At 42.5% G+C, this 19,845-nt stretch carries 18 protein-coding genes; 14 read left to right on the forward strand and 4 right to left on the reverse strand.

The features are described 5' to 3' along the window. The first annotated feature begins 81 nt into the window (after positions 1–81). The 7 genes from murG to lpxC all read left to right on the forward strand — a co-directional run bounded on the left by murG (position 82) and on the right by lpxC (position 9,286). Entirely contained in the window at positions 82–1,167 is a 1,086-nt protein-coding gene (gene murG / locus QO189_RS05210; RefSeq protein ID WP_371531830.1) for an undecaprenyldiphospho-muramoylpentapeptide beta-N-acetylglucosaminyltransferase, read from the forward strand. Positions 1,168–1,253: 86 nt separating this feature from the next. Continuing rightward, positions 1,254–2,693 carry a UDP-N-acetylmuramate--L-alanine ligase gene (gene murC / locus QO189_RS05215; RefSeq protein ID WP_371531831.1) on the forward strand — a complete coding sequence of 480 codons (1,440 nt, stop codon included), beginning with the start codon at positions 1,254–1,256 and terminating at the stop codon, positions 2,691–2,693. Positions 2,694–2,716: 23 nt separating this feature from the next. Further along, positions 2,717–3,817 carry a D-alanine--D-alanine ligase gene (locus QO189_RS05220; protein WP_371531832.1) on the forward strand — a complete coding sequence of 367 codons (1,101 nt, stop codon included), beginning with the start codon at positions 2,717–2,719 and terminating at the stop codon, positions 3,815–3,817. A gap of 513 nt (positions 3,818–4,330) precedes the next feature. Beyond that, positions 4,331–5,125, forward strand: a complete 795-nt coding sequence (locus tag QO189_RS05225; RefSeq protein ID WP_371531833.1) for a cell division protein FtsQ/DivIB — start codon at positions 4,331–4,333, stop codon at positions 5,123–5,125. A 112-nt stretch (positions 5,126–5,237) separates the two neighbouring features. After that, the gene (gene ftsA / locus QO189_RS05230; protein ID WP_371531834.1) at positions 5,238–6,575 is read left to right on the forward strand and encodes a cell division protein FtsA; all 1,338 of its coding nucleotides are present in this window, start codon (positions 5,238–5,240) and stop codon (positions 6,573–6,575) included. A gap of 270 nt (positions 6,576–6,845) precedes the next feature. Further along, a complete protein-coding gene (gene ftsZ / locus QO189_RS05235; protein WP_058024577.1) occupies positions 6,846–8,051 on the forward strand; it encodes a cell division protein FtsZ in 1,206 nt (401 codons plus the stop codon). A gap of 317 nt (positions 8,052–8,368) precedes the next feature. Continuing rightward, positions 8,369–9,286, forward strand: a complete 918-nt coding sequence (gene lpxC / locus QO189_RS05240; protein ID WP_201598041.1) for a UDP-3-O-acyl-N-acetylglucosamine deacetylase — start codon at positions 8,369–8,371, stop codon at positions 9,284–9,286. Between the two features lie 298 nt (positions 9,287–9,584). Here the strand turns inward: lpxC and QO189_RS05245 are convergent, their stop codons facing one another. After that, entirely contained in the window at positions 9,585–10,100 is a 516-nt protein-coding gene (locus QO189_RS05245) for a hypothetical protein (protein WP_371531835.1), read from the reverse strand. Between the two features lie 245 nt (positions 10,101–10,345). Here QO189_RS05245 and QO189_RS05250 point away from each other — a divergent pair, with 245 nt between their 5' ends. Next, on the forward strand, positions 10,346–11,074 hold the full coding sequence (locus QO189_RS05250) for a CHAP domain-containing protein (RefSeq protein WP_201598047.1): 729 nt from the start codon (positions 10,346–10,348) through the stop codon (positions 11,072–11,074). A gap of 135 nt (positions 11,075–11,209) precedes the next feature. Here QO189_RS05250 and QO189_RS05255 read toward each other — a convergent pair whose 3' ends face one another. Further along, on the reverse strand, positions 11,210–11,935 hold the full coding sequence (locus tag QO189_RS05255; RefSeq protein ID WP_371531836.1) for a hypothetical protein: 726 nt from the start codon (positions 11,933–11,935) through the stop codon (positions 11,210–11,212). Between the two features lie 207 nt (positions 11,936–12,142). Continuing rightward, positions 12,143–12,454, reverse strand: a complete 312-nt coding sequence (locus QO189_RS05260) for a YhbY family RNA-binding protein (protein ID WP_058024582.1) — start codon at positions 12,452–12,454, stop codon at positions 12,143–12,145. Positions 12,455–12,788: 334 nt separating this feature from the next. On the opposite strand from QO189_RS05260, the gene QO189_RS05265 reads away from it, so the two are divergent. From QO189_RS05265 to QO189_RS05290, 6 genes are all read left to right on the forward strand, one after another. After that, positions 12,789–13,421 carry an RlmE family RNA methyltransferase gene (locus tag QO189_RS05265; protein WP_371531837.1) on the forward strand — a complete coding sequence of 211 codons (633 nt, stop codon included), beginning with the start codon at positions 12,789–12,791 and terminating at the stop codon, positions 13,419–13,421. A gap of 400 nt (positions 13,422–13,821) precedes the next feature. After that, positions 13,822–15,717: an ATP-dependent zinc metalloprotease FtsH gene (gene ftsH, locus QO189_RS05270; protein ID WP_201598060.1), complete on the forward strand. Its 1,896-nt coding sequence runs from the start codon at positions 13,822–13,824 to the stop codon at positions 15,715–15,717. A gap of 164 nt (positions 15,718–15,881) precedes the next feature. Next, positions 15,882–16,802: a dihydropteroate synthase gene (gene folP / locus QO189_RS05275; RefSeq protein WP_371531838.1), complete on the forward strand. Its 921-nt coding sequence runs from the start codon at positions 15,882–15,884 to the stop codon at positions 16,800–16,802. Between the two features lie 105 nt (positions 16,803–16,907). After that, positions 16,908–17,189 carry a succinate dehydrogenase assembly factor 2 gene (locus tag QO189_RS05280; RefSeq protein ID WP_371531839.1) on the forward strand — a complete coding sequence of 94 codons (282 nt, stop codon included), beginning with the start codon at positions 16,908–16,910 and terminating at the stop codon, positions 17,187–17,189. 28 nt (positions 17,190–17,217) lie between these two features. Continuing rightward, positions 17,218–17,667: a hypothetical protein gene (locus QO189_RS05285; RefSeq protein WP_371531840.1), complete on the forward strand. Its 450-nt coding sequence runs from the start codon at positions 17,218–17,220 to the stop codon at positions 17,665–17,667. Positions 17,668–17,912: 245 nt separating this feature from the next. Next, positions 17,913–18,626 (forward strand): YidB family protein, encoded by a 714-nt coding sequence (locus QO189_RS05290; RefSeq protein WP_371531841.1) that lies wholly within the window; start codon positions 17,913–17,915, stop codon positions 18,624–18,626. A 90-nt stretch (positions 18,627–18,716) separates the two neighbouring features. On the opposite strand, the gene QO189_RS05295 is transcribed toward QO189_RS05290, so the two are convergent. Next, entirely contained in the window at positions 18,717–19,802 is a 1,086-nt protein-coding gene (locus QO189_RS05295; RefSeq protein ID WP_371531842.1) for a regulatory protein RecX, read from the reverse strand. Positions 19,803–19,845: the final 43 nt, after the last annotated feature.

Below are 19,845 nucleotides of genomic sequence, written 5' to 3' on the forward strand. Positions count from 1 at the left end.
CCGTGTCATTTTTTTAGTAAATGGCATCATAGTAGTAGGACAAATCCTTCATATAAGTAAAGTAAAGATAGGCAGATATTCATGAAAACACCGCACATATTGATGATGGCAGCTGGGACGGGCGGACATGTTTTTCCCGCGCTTGCAGTGAGCGACGAGCTGACCGGTCGCGGTGCGGTTATTCATTGGTTGGGAACGCCAAATGGTATGGAAAACGGCTTGGTTGAACCGACGGGCTATCCTTTTCATGCCATCAATATGCAAGGGCTGCGTGGTAAGGGCGTGGGTCGTTTAGTCAAGCTGCCAGTAACGTTATTGTCAGCGACGATGGCTGCGGTGAAAGTGATTCGCAGCAATCAGATTGACGTAGTCGTTGGTTTTGGTGGCTATGTAAGTGCGCCTGGTGGACTTGCTGCACGTCTGACCAATACACCGCTAATTATCCATGAACAAAATGCCATCGCTGGTATGAGCAATCGTTATCTGTCTAAGCTGTCTACCAAAGTATTACAAGCATTCGAGAACACCTTTGCCAATAGTGAGCAAGATGCCAAGCTTGTAACAGTTGGCAATCCTGTGCGTAACGCCATCACTGGTGTCGCAGAGCCAAAGGTGCGTTATGACGTCAATGATAGCTCACCGCTTAAACTGCTGGTCGTGGGTGGTTCGCTTGGTGCTCAGGTATTGAATGATACCGTGCCAAAAGCACTAGCGTTACTCAACCAGCCATTTGAAGTCCTCCATCAATGCGGACGCAATAACGAAGCAGCCACTCAGGCGGCTTATAGCGAGCAAGATTTGAGCAAGCATCAGTTCACAGTGCAGCCCTTTATCGATGATATGGCGGCGGCCTACAACTGGGCAGACATTATCGTTTGCCGTGCTGGTGCATTGACAGTGACTGAAATCCAAAATGTCGGTATTGCTGCTATTTTTGTACCGCTACCACATGCGGTTGATGACCATCAAACCGCCAATGCGCGCACATTGACCTCACATGCTGCTGCGATTTTATTGCCACAGTCAGAGCTAACGGCCCAACGTTTAAGTGATGAGCTTAGCGTACTCAATCGAGAGAAATGCCTTGAGATGGCCAAAAAAGGTCATGCGCTTGCCAATCGTAGTGCGAGTAAGCAAGTGGCTGATATCATTTGGCAAGCTTTATAATCTAAATTTTTGTTACTTGTTATTTTTTATTGATCATATTTTACTGTCCTTTAATTTTTATTATCCCTTAATAAAGAGAAAATTTTATGTCTACCTCTGCCAAAGCCCTTCCTAAGCGTTTGATTGAAATACCAGAAATGCGCCGCATTCAGCATTTGCATTTTATTGGTATTGGTGGCTCAGGCATGTGCGGTATCGCTGAGGTAATGAACAATCAAGGCTATCAAGTCAGTGGTTCTGACATTGCAGAAAGCTTGGTGACGAAGCGTTTACAGCAGATTGGCATCAAGATATCAATTGGTCATGATTCCAAAAATATTGCCAATGCTGACGTGATCGTCGTGTCATCAGCGATTGATCGTAGCAACCCTGAGGTAAAAGCTGCGCTTGAAGCTCGCCTGCCAGTCGTACGCCGCGCCGATATGCTTGGCGAGTTGATGCGCTATCGTCATGGTATTGCCGTTGCTGGTGCGCATGGTAAAACGACGACGACCAGTTTGCTCACCACGATGATGGCAGAAGGGCAGCTAGATCCCACCTATGTGATTGGTGGTAAGCTAAATGCCTCAGGTAAAAATGCAGCACTAGGCAACAGCCGTTTCTTGGTAGCAGAAGCGGACGAGTCCGATGCGTCTTTTTTATCACTGCGCCCAATGGCAGCAATTGTGACCAATATCGATCAAGATCACATGGAAACCTATGGCAACAGCTTTGATAAATTAAAAGCCGCGTACATTCAATTTCTACACAATATGCCGTTTTATGGTTTGGCCGTGGTATGCGGTGATGACCCTGAGCTGTATGCAATGATTGATGATATTGGTCGTCCAGTGTTGACCTTTGGCCTTGAGCCCTTTAATGACGTACAAGCTGTCGATTTGGTGACAGAAGGTACCAAGACTCACTTTACTGTATTGCGCCGTGACCGTGAACCATTGCGTCTGACATTAAACATTCCTGGTACACACAATGTCTATAACGCGCTGGCCGCTATCACCATGGCAACCGATGAAGGTGTCGATGATGCCGCGATTGAACGTGCCTTGCAGAAATTTGAAGGGGTAGGCCGCCGATTTGAGCAGCATGCCTCGGTCGATATCGATGATGGTAATGTCCTATTGATTGATGATTATGGTCATCATCCAAAAGAAGTTGACGCAACCATCAAAGCCGCTCGTCAAAGTTTTCCTGATCGCCGTTTAGTGATGTTATTTCAACCGCATCGTTATAGTCGTACCCGTGATTGCTATGACGATTTTGTTGAAGTGCTATCAAGTGTTGATGAGCTGCTACTATTGGATGTATATTCAGCAGGTGAAAGCCCGATTATAGGCGCTGATACCAAGTCATTAGCACGTAGTATCCGTCTGCGCGGTGAAGTTGAACCGACGATTATTGACAAAGACAATCTTGCCCCTGTGATGCAGCGTTTATTAAAAGCCAATGACATGCTTATCACGCAAGGCGCGGGTAATGTGGGGCAGATCGCTGTTGATTTGGCTGCCAATAATCTTTACATCAAGTAAGCTAAAATTTAGGAACCATCTTCATGACGACTAATAATAAAGAAAACATAAGTACTCAGAATCTCGCTATCGATGATACCGAAGATAAGTCAGCCATTACCAATCCAGAACCAGCATTGGCGGCGGCTGCACAAGCAGGACAAAGCGACGCGCGCATTTCACCAAATGAAAAAGAGAATGAAAAGTCTATCAGTACGATGACTGGTCATGTAAAAGATGCCGCTCAGTTTGGTAAAGTCGCTGTGATCTATGGTGGTAGCAGCAATGAGCGCAGCGTGTCTTTGGATAGCGGTGCGGCCGTATTGCAAGCACTGCAAAACCAAGGTGTCGATGCCACTCATTTTGACCCCAAGCATCAAGACATCACAGAATTGCGTGAGTACGATCGCGTGTTTAATGTCTTGCACGGTCGCGGCGGCGAAGATGGCCTATTACAAGGTGTATTACAGTGGTTTGATATACCGCAAACGGGATCTGGCATTTTGGCATCAGCATTAGGTATGGACAAAGTGCGTACCAAACAACTATGGCAAGGTTGCGGCTTATCCACAGCGCCGTTTTCATTATTGACGGCTGATACTGACTGGCAACAAGTAGTCAATATGCTAGGACTGCCACTTATTATTAAACCCGTTCATGAAGGCTCAAGCATTGGTATGACCAAGGTCAATCATCTTGATGAGCTACCTGCTGCCTATGCTACAGCAGTACAGTGTGGTGATGCCGTGATGGCTGAGCGCTGGATCACAGGTCGTGAGTTTACGATTGTGATTATCGATGACGAAGCTTATCCTGTCATTCGCCTTGAGCCTGCTGATATCACAAACTTCTATGACTTTGAAGCCAAGTACAATCGTAACGATACCAGCTACTATATTCCTTGCGGATTGAGCGCTGCTGATGAGAAGCATCTGCAAGATTTAAGTCTGGCGGCATTCCGTGCAGTAGATGCAAAAGGTTGGGGACGTATCGATGCCATGCAAGATGAAGCAGGGAATTTTTGGTTGCTTGAGATCAATACCGTGCCCGGTATGACCAGCCATAGTTTGGTACCAATGGCAGCCAAAGCTAGAGGTATGGATTTTGATACATTGTGCTGGCACATATTATCGCAGACAGTCTAATTTTTTAATGTGGCGCTCATCATATTTATCACGATTTTTTAACAATGAGTATGATGACAACCATATTGAGTAAATGAGCTACGTTAAAAAATGGGCAATGATAAGTTATATAGATATTTATAATTGCTCAGCTTTATCACTTTTGTAGCATGGCGATTTTAGTCAAAAAAGCCGTTAATGTGTCACTAGAGCTGCTATAACACAGCTTCATGTAAACTTGTGTAAATTCAAGGCTGCTAGCGAGCGTTACGCTATTGTTTGCCTATAAAATACGTTAATATTGTAAGAATAGCTTTGTTTTAGTAATATTTACGTTTTTTGTAGGGATAACCTATAAGTTATTCATAACCTAAGAAAAATGTTACGTTTAAATAAGAATAATCGCTGACTATCAGTCTTTTTATTGACAGTCTTTGATAATATATTGCCTTAATAAGCTTCTGCAAAAACTTGCAGGTTTACATCAATAATTAGCATGATCAGTTTTATGCAAATATAGGGACAAAGGTCGTTATGGCTCAAACTGTCAACGAGGTAACTGACTTGATGAGTGATAAAGCCGGTCGCCCAGCATCTAAGATCCAATTACCAGCCTCGGCCCGATATCTTTTTATGATATTGGTATTAGGCTTATTGGTACTAATATTGATAATGGGTGGTAAAGCGTTACGTGATGCACCGCCTGCTGAGATTCATGTCAGCAATCAAGGGCTCTCTACCGCTCAATATAACTCATTACAGACAGTGATGGACCAGCAAAAGGTCAGCAGTTTTTTTACTTCTGATTTGCAAGCATTAAGAGATATTACGACAAGCCTTGCATGGGTTGATCAAGTGAGTATCTCTCGTGATTGGCAACGCGGCATTGTAGTTACCGCTTTACCTAAGCAAGCAGTCGCTAATTTTGGGACAGAGCGATTGGTTGATGCAAAAGGGTCTGTGTTCGTTCCTGCTGATAGTAGCGACTTGACGCAAGAGCGCTTTGCTACTCTGCAAGGTGAAATGGCTCAAGCGCCCGTTATTATGCAGCAAATGCAGCAAGTCAATGATTGGTATGCGCCACTTGATATGCAGGTTGAAGACATTATTTTGTCACCAAGAATGACTTGGCTCATTCGTTTTGATAATGGCTTGCGCGTCATCGTCGATAATGAGAACACCGCACAAAAATTACTGAATCTAAGCCAGTTACTTGGTAATCAGTTAAGCGGACGCCGAGATGAGATGCAATCTGTAGATTTACGCTACAAGAACGGTTTTACCATCGCTTGGGATATGTCAGCGCCGCCAGTTGATGAGGCCAAATAATCAAAGTAATACTGATGAGTGATTACTTGAGTCGAAATTTTTTGCCCAAAATGAATAATATATGTACAACATCATAGCGTATTAACAGCGCTTTTTTTAATGATTCAATAGGATGGCGTTATTTGCGCTCCTATTTAGTAATAATTTGTCTGGTACCATGAAATATAACGAAAATTTGGTTGTTGTCCATCTAAGTGCCACGGCAGTGTATGTCGTAATTGGCAATGTTGTCTCTGCAAAAGACATTCGTATCTTAGGCGTAGGGCAAGTTAAAAATAGCGATTTTTATCAAGGCCAAATCAAGCATCGTGAACGCCTACAAGGTGCTATCAAGCAAGCCATCCAAGAAGCAGAAGATACTGCCAATTGCCGCGTACATAGCGTATGGTTGACGCTCGCAACGCCTGAGCTATCTAGTAAAAATAGTGCTGGAGAAGTGAGGGTTGAGGACGAATTTGTACGTGCCAAAGATATGGTACAGGCCTTGTCTAATGCCAAGTCGCGTGATCTGCCATCCGATTACTATCTCATGCATTGTTGTCAGCAAGGTATATATGTTGATGATCAAGACTTCATGGTCGACGATGTGATTGAGATGATGGCACATAATATCACTGTGATGTACCACATGATGATGATGCCTGTCGCTAGTCGCCAAAATATTCAAAAACTACTACAAAGCTGCGATGTTGGTATTGATCACATCGTGTTTGATGCAGTGACCAGTGCTGAATATAGTTTGATGACTGAAGAGCGTCAGCAAGGGGTTTGCTTGGTAGATATCGGTGCTAGTACGACCAGTATTTGTGTCTACAAAGAAAACAAATTGATTTTTACCCATTGCATTGCCACAGGTAGCCATGAAGTGACGATGGATATTTCAGCTGATTTTGGTATATCGATGATTGAAGCTGAGAAACTGAAAAAATCTCATGGTACCGCTGATGCCAATAGTGTTGATCCAAGCTCATTCTTTTTGTTTAAACCGCAAGGATCGAGCGATGAAATCAATATCGGTATCTATAATTTAGCACGCATTATTGAAGCGCGTTATGTGCAGATATTCACTGAAGTCGCTCGTCAACTGCATGAAGCAGGTTTGATAGGCTATATTGACAAAGGTATCGTGCTGACAGGCGGCGGTAGTACGATTAAAGGTATGATACCGTTTGCTAAACGGCTGCTCAAAATGCCAGTGGTATTGACCAATACACATCCTGCTATTAGTGCTTACAATCATTTTGATAACGACGAGTCATTTAAACAGCTTAATAGTCAGGTCAATGACCGGGCTTACCAGACAGCTTTTGGCACACTCTTATATAGTCAAAGTGAGCAGTTTCGCCGTAGTGAAAAAAGTGAACCTGATACGATTCAAAAAAATCGAGTCACAGGGGTCTTTCAAAGCGCAGGCAAACGTTTTGCTGATGTGTTGAAAAAAATACTATAGACCTACTGACCAAACATGTAGAGCATAAACGCTTTTGTAAGATGCTCTTAAATGAAGTAAGCAAAAATTGAAGTCATATTGAAAGCAATGCGCTAAGCAGTAACAGTAATACCTTAAGCGATGATGACATATTATGGTCCGCGCTGAACTATTTGATCCATAGCCCTGTTTTATTTAAATACATTTATATATAGTATGTCGATAGCGCGCCATATGAGTGCGTTACTACGTATCGACCTACACGCTATCTGCAACTGGAGAATCTTTTTTATGTCAAAATACACCATGCCAGATGATAACCAGCTTCAAAATAACGGCCAAGCGAGCTTCACTGTATTCGGTGTTGGGGGCGGCGGCGGTAATGCGGTTGAACATATGGTACAACAAGGGATTAGAGGTGTAACGTTCGTCTGTGCTAATACAGATAAGCAAGCGCTAGATCGTCTGACTGCACCGCACAAACTACAACTTGGTGCAAAAACGAACCGTGGTCTAGGTGCAGGTGCAAATCCAGAAGTTGGTCGTGAAGCAGCAGAAAGCGAAGAAGAAGCTATCCGTGCATTGCTTGAACACTCAGATATGGTATTTATCACTGCTGGTATGGGTGGCGGTACAGGTACAGGCGCAGCACCAGTGGTTGCACGTATTGCCAAAGAAATGGAAGTATTGACGGTTGCGGTTGTGACTACGCCATTTAAATTTGAAGGTGGCAAACGTATCAAAGCTGCGAAAGCAGGTATCGAGCAGTTGACCAATTTCGTTGATTCGATTATCACGATTCCAAATGATAAGTTGATGAGCGTATACGGCAACATCTCTATGCAAGACGCTTTCAAAAAAGCGGACGATGTTTTGCTACATGCGGTTCAAGGTATTGCAGAAACTATCGCTAGCGAAGGTATGATCAATATCGACTTTAACGATATTCGTACGGCAATGACGGCTAAAGGTCATGCAATGATGGGTATTGGCCGTGCAAGCGGTGATGATCGTGCGCGTCAAGCCACTGAAAAAGCCATCAGATCACCACTACTTGATGATTTACGTCTAGAGAATGCCAAAGGTCTATTGGTCAACGTGATTTCTTCTGAGTCATTATCACTTGATGAGATGAGCAAAATCAGCATTATCGTTGAAGAAATCACTGATATCGACGATGCTCATATTTTCTACGGTTCTGTAATCGACGAAAAAATGGGTGATGACTTGCATGTGACAGTTATTGCAACGGGTCTGACCTTAGATGAAAACGCAGGGCAAGAGCCAGAAGTGGTTGAGCAACCTGTTCCTTCTGTGAATAGTACACAACCTGTCGATCCTAATGTACATACCAGTGCATTAAATAGTCAGAAGAAATCACAAGCTCAACTGCATCAAGATAACGTTAATACTGCACGCCCAAGCGCGCCTCAAGAGCAGACAAAAACCAAAACCAACAGCATCCAAGACTATCTGAAGCGTCAACAGAACAAATAGTTTTTTAGTATTAAGTTAAAAAAAGCCAGCGCTCAAACGCTGGCTTTTTTGTGTCCACATAGAAAAGATTGACTTATAAAAGAAGAACGACAAAATCAGGAATATCGCAAAATGTTTCTGATCGAAAAAATATGTCCAGAATCTAGTGTTTTAAAGCGTCTAACAGAGCGTAAAACTGTGAAAACATATGGTGAGATAATGACGATAAGTGTTATCAATCAAAGAGATAAGGAAATTAACGCTTTTTATTTGTAGCGAATATGGGGGAGGTAGTGGTACACTATGTCAATTGTAACAAAATATGTGAGAAGACAGCCATGAACCAAAGAACCATAAAGACAGCGATAGCCGTTACAGGTACTGGTCTCCATAGTGGTCAGCCTGTTGACTTGGAGTTTCATCCACAGCCGGTTGATACTGGTATTGTTTTCGAGCGCTCTGATATTGTAGGCAGCGAGCCTATTCCAGCAAGTGCTTTTTTGGTGCAAGACACGATGATGTCATCAAACTTAGTATTTGGTGGTACGCGCGTAGGTACGGTTGAGCACTTGTTAAGTGCGATCGCTGGGCTTGGCGTAGATAATCTATTGATTCGTGTTTCTGCTTCAGAAATACCGATTATGGATGGTAGTGCCGCTCCTTTTGTTGCTTTGCTACTTGATGCAGGATTCTGTGAACAAGATGCTTTAAAGAAATTCATTAAGATTGTACGACCAGTACGAGTCAAAGTAGATGATAAATGGGCAGAGCTACGTCCTTATGACGGGTTTGAATTGAACTTTGAGATTGACTTTGATCACCCTGCCATTGACAAAAATTTTCAACATGCTCAGTTGCAATTCTCCACCCAAAACTTTATTGAGCAGCTAAGCGAAGCACGTACTTTTGGCTTTTTGCGTGACATAGAACAATTGCGTCAGAATAATCTAGCCTTGGGCGGTAGTATGGAAAATGCCATCGTCATTGATGATGCCAATATTCTTAATGAAGAAGGCCTACGCTTTAATGATGAATTTGTTCGCCATAAAATTTTAGATGCGCTCGGAGATTTATATCTGATTGGTTATCCTATCGTCGGTCGTTTTAATGCCTACAAATCTGGTCATGCATTAAATAATTTGTTAGTGCGTGAAATACTCTCTGATGAAAATAACTTTGAAATTGTAACTTTTGATGACAATGTAACATGCCCAATCGAATATTCACCGCTAAATGGTTTAGCAGTTGAAGGATAAATACAGGAATATACACGAAGTATCGAAACATTTACGCAATATTACATAGCAACGCTATAATTACATTTATATAATATGCAATATTTTGAATATAAAGTCTATAGCATTTTGTGAATTTTATTCTAAGGCAGAGTGCGTAAAAGCTGTAGGTGATTTCCAAATCATCTATTGGTTCTATTCATAAATTGAATGGCACCAATAGATGATTTTTTTTGTTCACAACATTACAAAAAGGCAGCGTTAACAATCTTATTTCATGATTTTATTTACATAACTTTACATTGTAATATCTGTATTTTTAGTGATTTGCTAGGCGTAGGAGGGCTTTTTTTAGATTTTCATCAGTGGTGACATGCTCTGCAGCCTGTGATATAGTCCGTTTTGTGTTTTGGCTAAGAGCCTGATTTTCATTGGCTTTACCAGGTTTGGACAAGGTTGCTGATAACGCTGATGATTGTTTAGATGAATAATTATTGGCAGATGTTTTAGCTACTACAACGCGAATTTGCTTGAGTTGTTTAAATGTAATTGACTGCTCTGTTAATACTTGCAGATACGCGTTTTGTAAATAGCGGATATGATTAGCCGCTGTCATCGAACCCACACTGAGTATTAACTGCTCAGAGGTTAAGCCTACGACCCAACAGGTATTGAGGATTTCCTCAGGTAGACAGTCTACCAGCAGCTCTTTTACCTCATTGGTCGCTTCTATGTATAGCCGCATGTTGTTAGCAAGAGTTTGAGGTAGCGCACTACCAGCAAACGCTTGATGATCTATAAGCTGGGCAAGCCGATTAGGCTGTTTTTTTGACATCGTGATGACTCATCTATTAGGTGACAAACTCGATATGTAGAATAGACATGCTAAAAGCGATATATAGCAAAATTGTATGAGGTAGTTGACTAAACGGGCGATGATACTGGTGTTAGTCACTATAAAAGAACAAGCTGTTGTGATAAAGATTTTATCATGTTTGTTTAATGATTATATCTTCTAAATTAATTGATGTTTCGTCACGGATGACGAGCAGACTTGTATTAACAATAGGTAGTAAATTTATGAAACAAGCTTTATTAATTTTGTCAGTATTGGGAATGGGTATCGCACAGACGAGCGGTGCTGCTGAAACAACCTTTCAACCAAATAATACCTTGAGTCATACCATCACAAATATTTCTACTTCTGCGAACTATGGTTCTAGTCGCAACATCTACAGCACTAACAGTGGTGCTCATGTATATAGCAACGATGAGATCAGTCAAGCCATTGACAACCTAAGCGCTCATGCTAAACAAAAAGAATATCAGCTTGCGTCGCTCACTAGCCGTTTATCATACGAGCAGCGTCAACAGCAAGCAAGTCGCGTCCCTGATCGCAATTCTGCTCCTGCTATCGCAGCGGCAAATGCATCACGAGTCGCACTATCTAGAAGTTCTGGCTACTGTGCTCGCTATGTACGTAAAGCATTACAGTCAGCAGGTTACGAATTTACGCCTAATCCTTCAGCTTATCAATATGCCTCTCGTGGCACACTAGCCCAAGCAGGCTTTACCAAAATCAGTAACGATATGGAACCTCAAGTTGGTGACGTCGTTGTCTATAACCGCACATCAAGCCGTCCACATGGTCATATTCAGATTTTTGATGGCAATGACTGGGTATCTGATTTCCGTCAAAACAGCATTAGCCCATATAGCGGTAATTACAGCTATACGACATGGCGTGACTCGCAGTATGTTGATGATGCATCAGACCGTGGTATCTACCTTGCGATGGCTGACAAATAAGTATCAGTTAAACGAATTAAAAGTTTTCTCCAAACTCAGTAATGCTCTTTATGACATTGCTGGGTTTTTTTTGTGCTTTAGATAATGATATCTAAGAATAACTGTATCTAAATAAGCGCAGCTCATAGAAGGAAATCAAAGCACAAATTTTGGCCAATAGTCGCGATTATGGAAATCAGGCGGGGAGGCGTGGCTTGAGGCAAAATATAAAGTAGTCTCACCGAGCTGTAAAATAACACAAGGATGTATCTGCTCAATAATCGTATTTGCAATGACGTATTTTTGGTTAGGAAATTCGACTAGAGGAACGTTAAAGCCTCGCTCATAGCAATGAAGCGAATACGCTGCTGGTGATTTATCAAATAACGGTTTCTGTATTATGTCCTGTGTGTTTATATTATCCGTCCACTCAATAGAGGCACGTGTATGTCCATCAGCCTCGTATAAAGGTATTGGTGGTAATGTGGCAGGTTTGCGATAGCTTTTAAACTTATAGAGTGCATAGCGGCCATCAGGGTTGGCATTAATCTCAATGTAAGGTTCAGCGTCTTGAATCTCAGTAATGTCCTTATCACTTAGAGTGTCACCGGAAAAAAAGCATTCAAGGCAAGTCTCTTCCCACAGATAATCAGCAAATCCTACTCGGGTTTGCTGCCAAGTCGGCCAAACCAATTGATTGGCTAATATTTGACTGGTTAAAGCGATTTGATAGGTCAACTGTAATTGCAATGCTGGCTGTCGAACGATCTTGGCGTTCACCTTGACACAAATACGCTGTAAATCTTCTACTGTCACATCCAGTTGCTGTGCAGCACTTTCTATCGTCTCTGTGGCGATAATAAGATTAAAAAATTGGTTCATTGTTTATAAAACCCGATTGTAATCACAAAAAAGTAATAATAAGCAGCGCTATACCCTCTAACGGAACTAATATTACAGTCTAAGTAAATCCAAAATCAGCAGACAACATAAAAGCCGCGAGCAAGATGCGTCGCGGCTTTTATAGTTACCGTCATTATTTAAGCTGATGCGGCGTACTGTTACTCAAACAAAGCCTGTTATGACATATTACTGCGCGTGACGTGCTAGGTTAGACAGTTTAGGGTTGGCATTTGGGTTTTGACGTAGCAATAATGCCATACGTCCAATAGAATGAACCAAAGACGCATTAGCCGCTTTAGCAAGTTCAGCGCCAACGATGTCACGCTCTTCTTTAGTGCCAGCAGGCAGTTTTACTTTGATAAGCTCATGATCTGTTAGCGCGCGATCAATCTCTTCGGTAATGGTTGGGGTAATACCTTTGTTGCCGATCATAACGATAGGCTTTAGCTCATGACCGATGCCTTTTAGACGTTTGATGGTAGCGTTATCGAGTTGCATAGAATTCCTAGGTGTTGGTAAAAATAAAAATGGTACTGTCATAAACAGTTATTGATCATTATAGATAATCTGTGACCATCTTGCATGAGATCAGCAGGATTTTGCACGATTTTACGTGACGAAAATGTTAAACTGAATGTTTGGTACATTATAAACGCTACTGCCTTATAAAACAGTTATTTAACCAATAGAATTTGGTCAGTTTGCGACCAACCATGAATAAAAAATTTGATTAACACCGTATTTAGAATAATCCGCAACGGATTAGTATCAGTTTGTAAGTGATAGCGCAATTAAAGCAGCTAGATTTAGTCAAGTAATAGGAGCAGGTATTTTGGCCACGCGTATCGAAAACAAAAAACTATCAAAGAGCAGCAGTGCTTGGATGAAAGAGCATATTGACGATCATTATGTGCAAAAAGCTCAAAAAGATGGCTACCGTGCCCGTGCCGCCTATAAGTTATTAGAGATTAATGAAAAAACCAACCTGATTAAAAAAGGCATGACGGTTGTAGACTTGGGTAGTGCGCCTGGCAGTTGGTCTCAAGTAGCGGGACAGTTGGTTGGTGACGACGGTATCTTGATTGCCTCTGATATTCTGGCGATGGATGCTTTGCCTGATGTTACCTTTATTCAGGGTGACTTTCGTGAAGCTGAAGTGTTCGACGCCATTATGGCAGAAGTAGGCGATAGGCAAGTCGACGTGGTATTGTCTGATATGGCACCCAATACGGCGGGAAATAGCGCTATCGATCAGCCGCGTATGATGTACTTATGCGAGCTGGCAGTGGACTTTGCTTTATCAACCTTACCCAAAGGTGGCGCACTTATTATGAAAGTGTTTCAAGGCGAAGGCACACAAGAATTACGCAAGCAGATGCAGCAGGATTTTAGTAAGATTCGTAGTATAAAACCAGGTGCGTCACGTCCGCGCTCAAAAGAGATGTTTTGGGTGGCGATTAAATAGTTTTAACATCAATGAGTTGCTGCTATTGTAAGCGAGATAATGAATCACCATAAACTATTATTATCATAGTGTGAAAATCGCTACAATCGTTAACTGAATAATCGTGAAAGCTGCTTGAATTATACGGGTTAGCACCACATATCATGGTATATTACCTTTGTTTTTAGCATACGTTTTAGGCAAAGTCGTCTGATAATAAGCGTTTTATAAGCTCAATGATGATAAGTTTGCACTTATATTGTATTGATTACTTGTAAAAACAGCCTTTATGCTATTTATAGATCATACAAGTCTAAGTGAAGTTTTTTTGATATTAGGAAGTTTATCAAAAATGAGCAATACGTTTATAGACGTCACGTGTTTAGTAAACACACCAATAAGTAAGGGATGGGAATAACTAGTGAGCGACATGGTAAAAAATACCTTATTGTGGCTGGTGGTAATCGGCGTTTTGGTGCTGGTGTTTAGCGGCTTTGATCAATCATCTGAGCCAGATAACCTTAACTACTCTGAGTTTGTGACCGCTGTGTCAGAAAACCAAGTAGCCAGTGTCGAAATCGACGGCGAACAGATCACCGGCGAAAAGAAAAATGGCTCATCTTTTGAGACCATTAGACCAGCTGTGTCAGATGACCAGTTGATGCCAATGCTACGTGAGAACCAAGTCGAAGTCCAAGGGACCGCACCAAAGCGCCAAAGCGTATTGATGCAACTACTGATAGCCAGTTTCCCAATTTTACTGATTATTGGTCTGTTTTTATTCTTTATGCGTAATATGCAAGGCGGCGCAGGCGGTAAAGGCGGCGGCCCAATGAGCTTTGGTAAGTCAAAAGCGAAAATGCTGACGGAAGACCAAATCAAGGTGAACTTCGAAGATGTGGCTGGTTGCGAAGAAGCCAAAGAAGAAGTCGTTGAAGTGGTCGAGTTCTTACGTGATCCGGATAAATTTACCAAACTTGGTGCAACGATTCCTCGTGGTATCTTAATGGTAGGTCCACCGGGTACGGGTAAGACACTGCTAGCAAGAGCCATTGCTGGTGAAGCCAAAGTACCGTTCTTCTCAATTTCAGGTTCTGACTTTGTTGAGATGTTTGTTGGTGTTGGTGCATCACGTGTACGCGACATGTTTGAACAAGCAAAGAAAAGCGCCCCTTGTATCATCTTTATTGATGAGATTGATGCAGTCGGTCGTCATCGTGGCTCTGGTATGGGCGGCGGTAACGACGAGCGCGAGCAGACATTGAACCAGTTATTGGTTGAGATGGATGGTTTTGAAGGCAATGAAGGCGTTATCGTTATTGCCGCAACCAACCGCGCTGATGTGCTTGATAAAGCATTACTGCGTCCAGGTCGTTTTGACCGTCAGGTTCAAGTAGGTTTGCCAGATATCAAGGGTCGTGAGCAAATCTTGAAAGTACACTTAAGAAAGTTGCCAAACACCATCAGTGTCGATGCAGGTTCTCTTGCTCGTGGTACGCCTGGGTTCAGTGGTGCACAGCTTGCCAACCTTGTAAACGAAGCAGCCTTGTTTGCCGCGCGTCGTAACAAGACCAGTGTCGACATGAATGACTTTGAAGATGCAAAAGATAAGCTATACATGGGTCCTGAACGCAAATCTATGGTGATACGCGAAGAAGAGCGCCGTGCGACTGCGTATCACGAAGCAGGCCATGCGTTGGTAGCTGAGCTACTGCCAGGCACTGATCCTGTGCATAAGGTCACTATTATGCCTCGCGGTTTTGCGCTTGGTGTTACTTGGCAGCTGCCTGAGCACGATCAAACCAGCATGTATAAATCTAAGATGTTAAGCGACATTGCGATTTTGTTCGGTGGTCGTATTGCTGAAGAAGTCTTTATTAATCAGATGTCAACGGGTGCCTCAAACGACTTTGAACGTGCAACCAAAATGGCACGCGCAATGGTCACCAAGTACGGTATGTCTGATGCACTAGGTATCATGGTGTATGAAGATGATGACAGCTCGCAAGGATATTTTGGCGGCGGTGGTCGTACGATTTCAGAAGCCACGCAGCAAAAGGTCGATGAAGAAGTGCGCCGTATGCTAGAAGAGCAGTACGATATCGCTCGCGAATTGATTGAAGCCAATCAAGATAAAATGCATGCAATGGTTGAAGCGCTTATGAACTGGGAAACTATTGACCGTGACCAACTGCAAGATATTCTAGCAGGCGAAGAACCGCGTCCACCAAGAGTCTATCAGCATAACGAAGTCAATTTGTCAAAAAACGACATTAAAACGACTACTTCGACACCGCCACCATTACCAGCGATGTAGTACATATCTGATTTGCATTTGATAAAAAGCCCTTTATGAGAAAGGGCTTTTTTTATTGCTTTCATTTTATGAAGGCTTAGGACGGCATAGGATTTACTGGTATCATAAGCACAGATAACGAACCTTCGAGCTATTTTATACAATTTATTTATGATGGATCGGTCATGTCATTATTTCAGCCTTTGCCCAACCACAAAATATCGAGCCGTAATAAAACCTTGAATTTGTCTGAGCCGCATATTATGGGCATCTTGAATGTAACGCCAGATTCATTCTCAGATGGTGGACAGTTCAATGCGGTAGAAAGTGCCGTTGCTCATTGTCAGCAGATGATGGATAACGGTGCTACTATTATTGATATTGGCGGTGAATCTACTCGCCCCAATGCAGATGCTGTAGCGACTGCTGAGGAGCTACAACGGGTTGTGCCAATGGTACAAGCTATACGCCAGCATTGTGGAGACGATATTTGGTTATCTATTGATACCAGCAATCCAGAGGTCATGCAGGCAGCGTTTGATGCTGGTGCTGATATTTGGAATGATGTTAGGGCGTTAAAACGTACTGGCGCTGCAGAACTGGCCGCTAGCCTTGATATTCCTGTCATGCTGATGCATATGCGCGGTGAGCCGACGACGATGAACAATCTGGCACAGTATGATAATGTGATTGATGATGTGAGTACAGAACTGACCACACGTATTGAAGAGGTAACGCGCCTTGGGGTTAAGCAGGAAAATATTATTATTGATCCAGGCTTTGGTTTTGCCAAAAACTATGAGCATCATTGTGCTTTATTAAGTCAGCTAGATAGCTTACGGGCATTGGGTTTGCCAATGATGTTTGGTATTTCACGTAAACGCTTTTTGGCAGAAGTATTGACCAATAGCGGTGTTAAAGCAGTACAGACCACTCAAGCGATAGAACGAGACGCAGTAGGGACTGCTGCTGGGATATTTGCGCTACAACAAGGTGCAAGTATCATTCGTACGCATAATGTAGGAATGATGCAGCAAGCAGTGGCACTATGGAGTCAATTATCAGCGTACCATCACGAGCATTGTATTATTAGTAAAAATACTTGATAAAGCTACACCGTAATAAGCATATGAATGCAATATTTACAATCCAGTTTTCTACTATGGTTGAATACCACATCAAAAACTATTGAAATGAAAGAGAGTATCTCTATGACCAGTACCACTCAGCCAGAACCGACCAATGAGCAGCGCCGTATCATCTATCAGGCTCGTCGCGGCTTAAAAGAGTTAGATTTTTATATCGATCCTTATGTCAAAGAGCTATATCTGACAGCAGATTCTGCTGAGCAAGAGACCTTTGCCCAAATGCTCACCCATGAAGACCCTGATCTATTGGATTACTTTACCAATCAGAATCGTCCAGAGGAAGATGACATATGGGCGCTAGTCAATAAGATAAAAACATGGCGTCATACCAAAGACTTGGTGTAGATGCTGTGCAATTGATTGGCGTATATAAATGACATTAGTAACGTCTCTACGCATTGATACAGCTATCCAGCCTGCCAGTTACTTACGTTGGCTGCTGTATGTTAGCTTGGCCGCCATCATGATTGTGTTGGCATGGCTGGCCTCTTTAGCATTTTGGCAGTACCTACTTATCTTTATAGTGTCAGCAGCGGTTGCAAGTTATCTAGCCATATCTCGACCAACCATACTGTATCTTAGCCAGCCACCCCTTAGCCAGCGTATGGATAAGCAATGGCAGTTGTTGATGCGAACAGGCCGCGGCGATGAGCTATGGCAAGCGCATTTAATCTCTGTCAACCGCTATCAGTGGGCAATGGTTTTTGAGTTCAGTATCGTTGAGCCTTATCAGCGATCTTTATCAATGACTATATTTCGCGATCAAGTAAGCCTTGAGCAGTGGCGAGAGCTCAGTATTTTAGCCAATATAAATAAAAGTTAAATTTGCTAATTAGCCTTCATATCTTTATTTAGTTTTACTCTCTTTTTATGAGCTTACGATTACCTACATGCCATAACAAAACAACTATCTCGATGCTCAGAGAGTTTTGTTATATTAAAAGTCAATAATAAAGCACATAAACTGACTGTCTTATTTTTCAAATTTATACGAGCAAAAAGCAAGTATTTGTAAGATTAGGCAGTAGGTTTTTATGATAAATAATATGACAAAAAGAGGAATAGAGTATGAGCTTATTAGGGAATTTGGTCAGCCAAGTTGCACGTAGCGCGATGAATCCAGACGATGCTCAGCGCAATCCAGTCAATCAACGCACTGACCCACGTCGTACTGGTGGTTTGGGCGATATACTAGGCAGCGTATTGGGCGGCGGTAGTCAAGGAGGTGGCTATAATCCGCAGCAATACGATCGTAAGCCAGATAATGGTTTTGGGCTAGACGATATCATTGGTGGTTTGGCTGGTGGCAATCAGCGTGGTAGCGTCAGCTCAGGCGCTGGTGGACTGGGCGATATCTTAGGTAGTGTATTAGGCGGTCAGCGTAACAGTAGTGGCTTTGGCGGCAAAGGGATGCTTATCGCTGTCCTCATGCCAATGGTGCTGAGCTGGATCAAGCGTAATGGTGGTATAGGCGGTGCATTATCAAAAATCACTGGCATGGGTCATGCCGAACAAGCACGCTCTTGGATGAGCACGAATGAGGCCAATGACAACTTGGACCCGAATGAAATAAACCAGCTGTTTGACGAAAACGAAATTCAGCAAGTAGCAGTGCGTACGGGTGCAAACGAAGCAGAAGTACGTCAAGGTTTGGCTGAATTACTGCCTGAGGTAATGAACCAGCTCACGCCTAATGGCAATCTAGATAATGAAGCTGAAGCCAACGAAGAGATTGATCAAATTATCAGCCAGCTATCTAATCGTCTCGGTACTTTAAAGTAAGGGACTGAGTTAAAAAAGCTTAGGGTCATAAATTTAGAGTGCGTTTGACGACGTGCTCTTTTTTATGTCTATTATAGTAGTATTAAAGTTTTAAAATCGCTCATCTAACGTCTCCACTGTGTAGTTGAGCGCTGCAAAGCAGATATCTGTATTGAACCCTCGGTACTGCAAAAATCGCAGTTGTTTGGCTTTGTCTTTTTGCTCAGTAGGTATGTCATCACCGTATTTTTTGGTACGCGCTACCACAGCGAGTTTTAGCCAATCTACGCCATCGACCAAATTATCTGCACTGTCATCGACAAATTCGCTAAATTCTTCAGAGTCGCTATTTGCCATATCAATCAATTCATCGATGTTGCCTGGCATAGCGATTTTTTTACGATAAAACTCTTGCTTGATTCGTCCGCGCCCACGACCTTTACGAATATTCTCACGTATGAGCATTAGGGTAGTACGGTAATCGCTCTGATAGCCTTTTTCCTCGAACTCATCGAGTAGGGCATCGATTTTTTCTGGGTCTTGTTCTTTGTCGATCAGTTTTTGTTTGAGCTCAGCCTTGCCATATTCGCGGCGTGACAAATAATAGAATGCGAGCCAACGTAGTCGGCTTTCAGCTTTAATGGCATCGATTTCTGCTTGTTTTTGTTCAGGGGTACGCAGGTAAGCTTTGAGAGCAGCTGGTATATTATCGTCTTGGCTGTCTATGTCGCTATTATTAGCGGTAGACAATTCAGATTCATGACCCAAGCTTCCTGAAGAGGGTCCAATACTGTTGTCTATAGCTGGACTATCCTCTGTCTCATCACGATGAACGTTGAGTTTGACTTCTGCCAGCATCTCTTTGATAGTTTGTGCTTCAGGTGGCTGATAAGCAGGTGTATCGCTTGGCTCAGCGGTGAAGTTAGCAGCTGGATGAAAGCGCTTTTTACGTTTTTTGGATTTGGAGGTCTTTTTTATCTTAGAAGAAGATTCTTCAAAATATGATGTATCAACGGTAGGCTCACCAGTGCTTGAATGATCTTGAACTGGGTATTTGGAAGGTCTGCTAGATTTACCTGATTTTTTAGATGTGTTTTGATAGGAGTGTTTAGTAGGTTTTTTTCGTTTGCTATCAACAGAACTAGCTGAGTCGGTTTCCGACTCAGCTAGGATTTCAGCCAATGTTTTAATTTTCATAATAAGTCATGATTATTTATAGCGGTCACTGATAATGGTTACT

It is taken from the genome of Psychrobacter sp. Arc29 (assembly GCF_041431175.1).
Lineage (GTDB): Bacteria > Pseudomonadota > Gammaproteobacteria > Pseudomonadales > Moraxellaceae > Psychrobacter.

Coding starts and splice junctions, on each gene's coding strand:
- QO189_RS05260 (WP_058024582.1), bottom strand. CDS start 12,454: ATGCAACTCGATAACGCTACCATCAAACGTCTAAAAGGCATCGGTCAT.
- ftsZ (WP_058024577.1), top strand. CDS start 6,846: ATGTCAAAATACACCATGCCAGATGATAACCAGCTTCAAAATAACGGC.
- QO189_RS05225 (WP_371531833.1), top strand. CDS start 4,331: ATGGCTCAAACTGTCAACGAGGTAACTGACTTGATGAGTGATAAAGCC.
- ftsA (WP_371531834.1), top strand. CDS start 5,238: ATGGCGTTATTTGCGCTCCTATTTAGTAATAATTTGTCTGGTACCATG.
- QO189_RS05295 (WP_371531842.1), bottom strand. CDS start 19,802: ATGAAAATTAAAACATTGGCTGAAATCCTAGCTGAGTCGGAAACCGAC.
- QO189_RS05250 (WP_201598047.1), top strand. CDS start 10,346: ATGAAACAAGCTTTATTAATTTTGTCAGTATTGGGAATGGGTATCGCA.
- QO189_RS05255 (WP_371531836.1), bottom strand. CDS start 11,935: ATGAACCAATTTTTTAATCTTATTATCGCCACAGAGACGATAGAAAGT.
- folP (WP_371531838.1), top strand. CDS start 15,882: ATGTCATTATTTCAGCCTTTGCCCAACCACAAAATATCGAGCCGTAAT.
- murC (WP_371531831.1), top strand. CDS start 1,254: ATGTCTACCTCTGCCAAAGCCCTTCCTAAGCGTTTGATTGAAATACCA.
- QO189_RS05280 (WP_371531839.1), top strand. CDS start 16,908: ATGACCAGTACCACTCAGCCAGAACCGACCAATGAGCAGCGCCGTATC.
- QO189_RS05285 (WP_371531840.1), top strand. CDS start 17,218: ATGACATTAGTAACGTCTCTACGCATTGATACAGCTATCCAGCCTGCC.
- QO189_RS05290 (WP_371531841.1), top strand. CDS start 17,913: ATGAGCTTATTAGGGAATTTGGTCAGCCAAGTTGCACGTAGCGCGATG.
- lpxC (WP_201598041.1), top strand. CDS start 8,369: ATGAACCAAAGAACCATAAAGACAGCGATAGCCGTTACAGGTACTGGT.
- QO189_RS05245 (WP_371531835.1), bottom strand. CDS start 10,100: ATGTCAAAAAAACAGCCTAATCGGCTTGCCCAGCTTATAGATCATCAA.
- QO189_RS05220 (WP_371531832.1), top strand. CDS start 2,717: ATGACGACTAATAATAAAGAAAACATAAGTACTCAGAATCTCGCTATC.
- murG (WP_371531830.1), top strand. CDS start 82: ATGAAAACACCGCACATATTGATGATGGCAGCTGGGACGGGCGGACAT.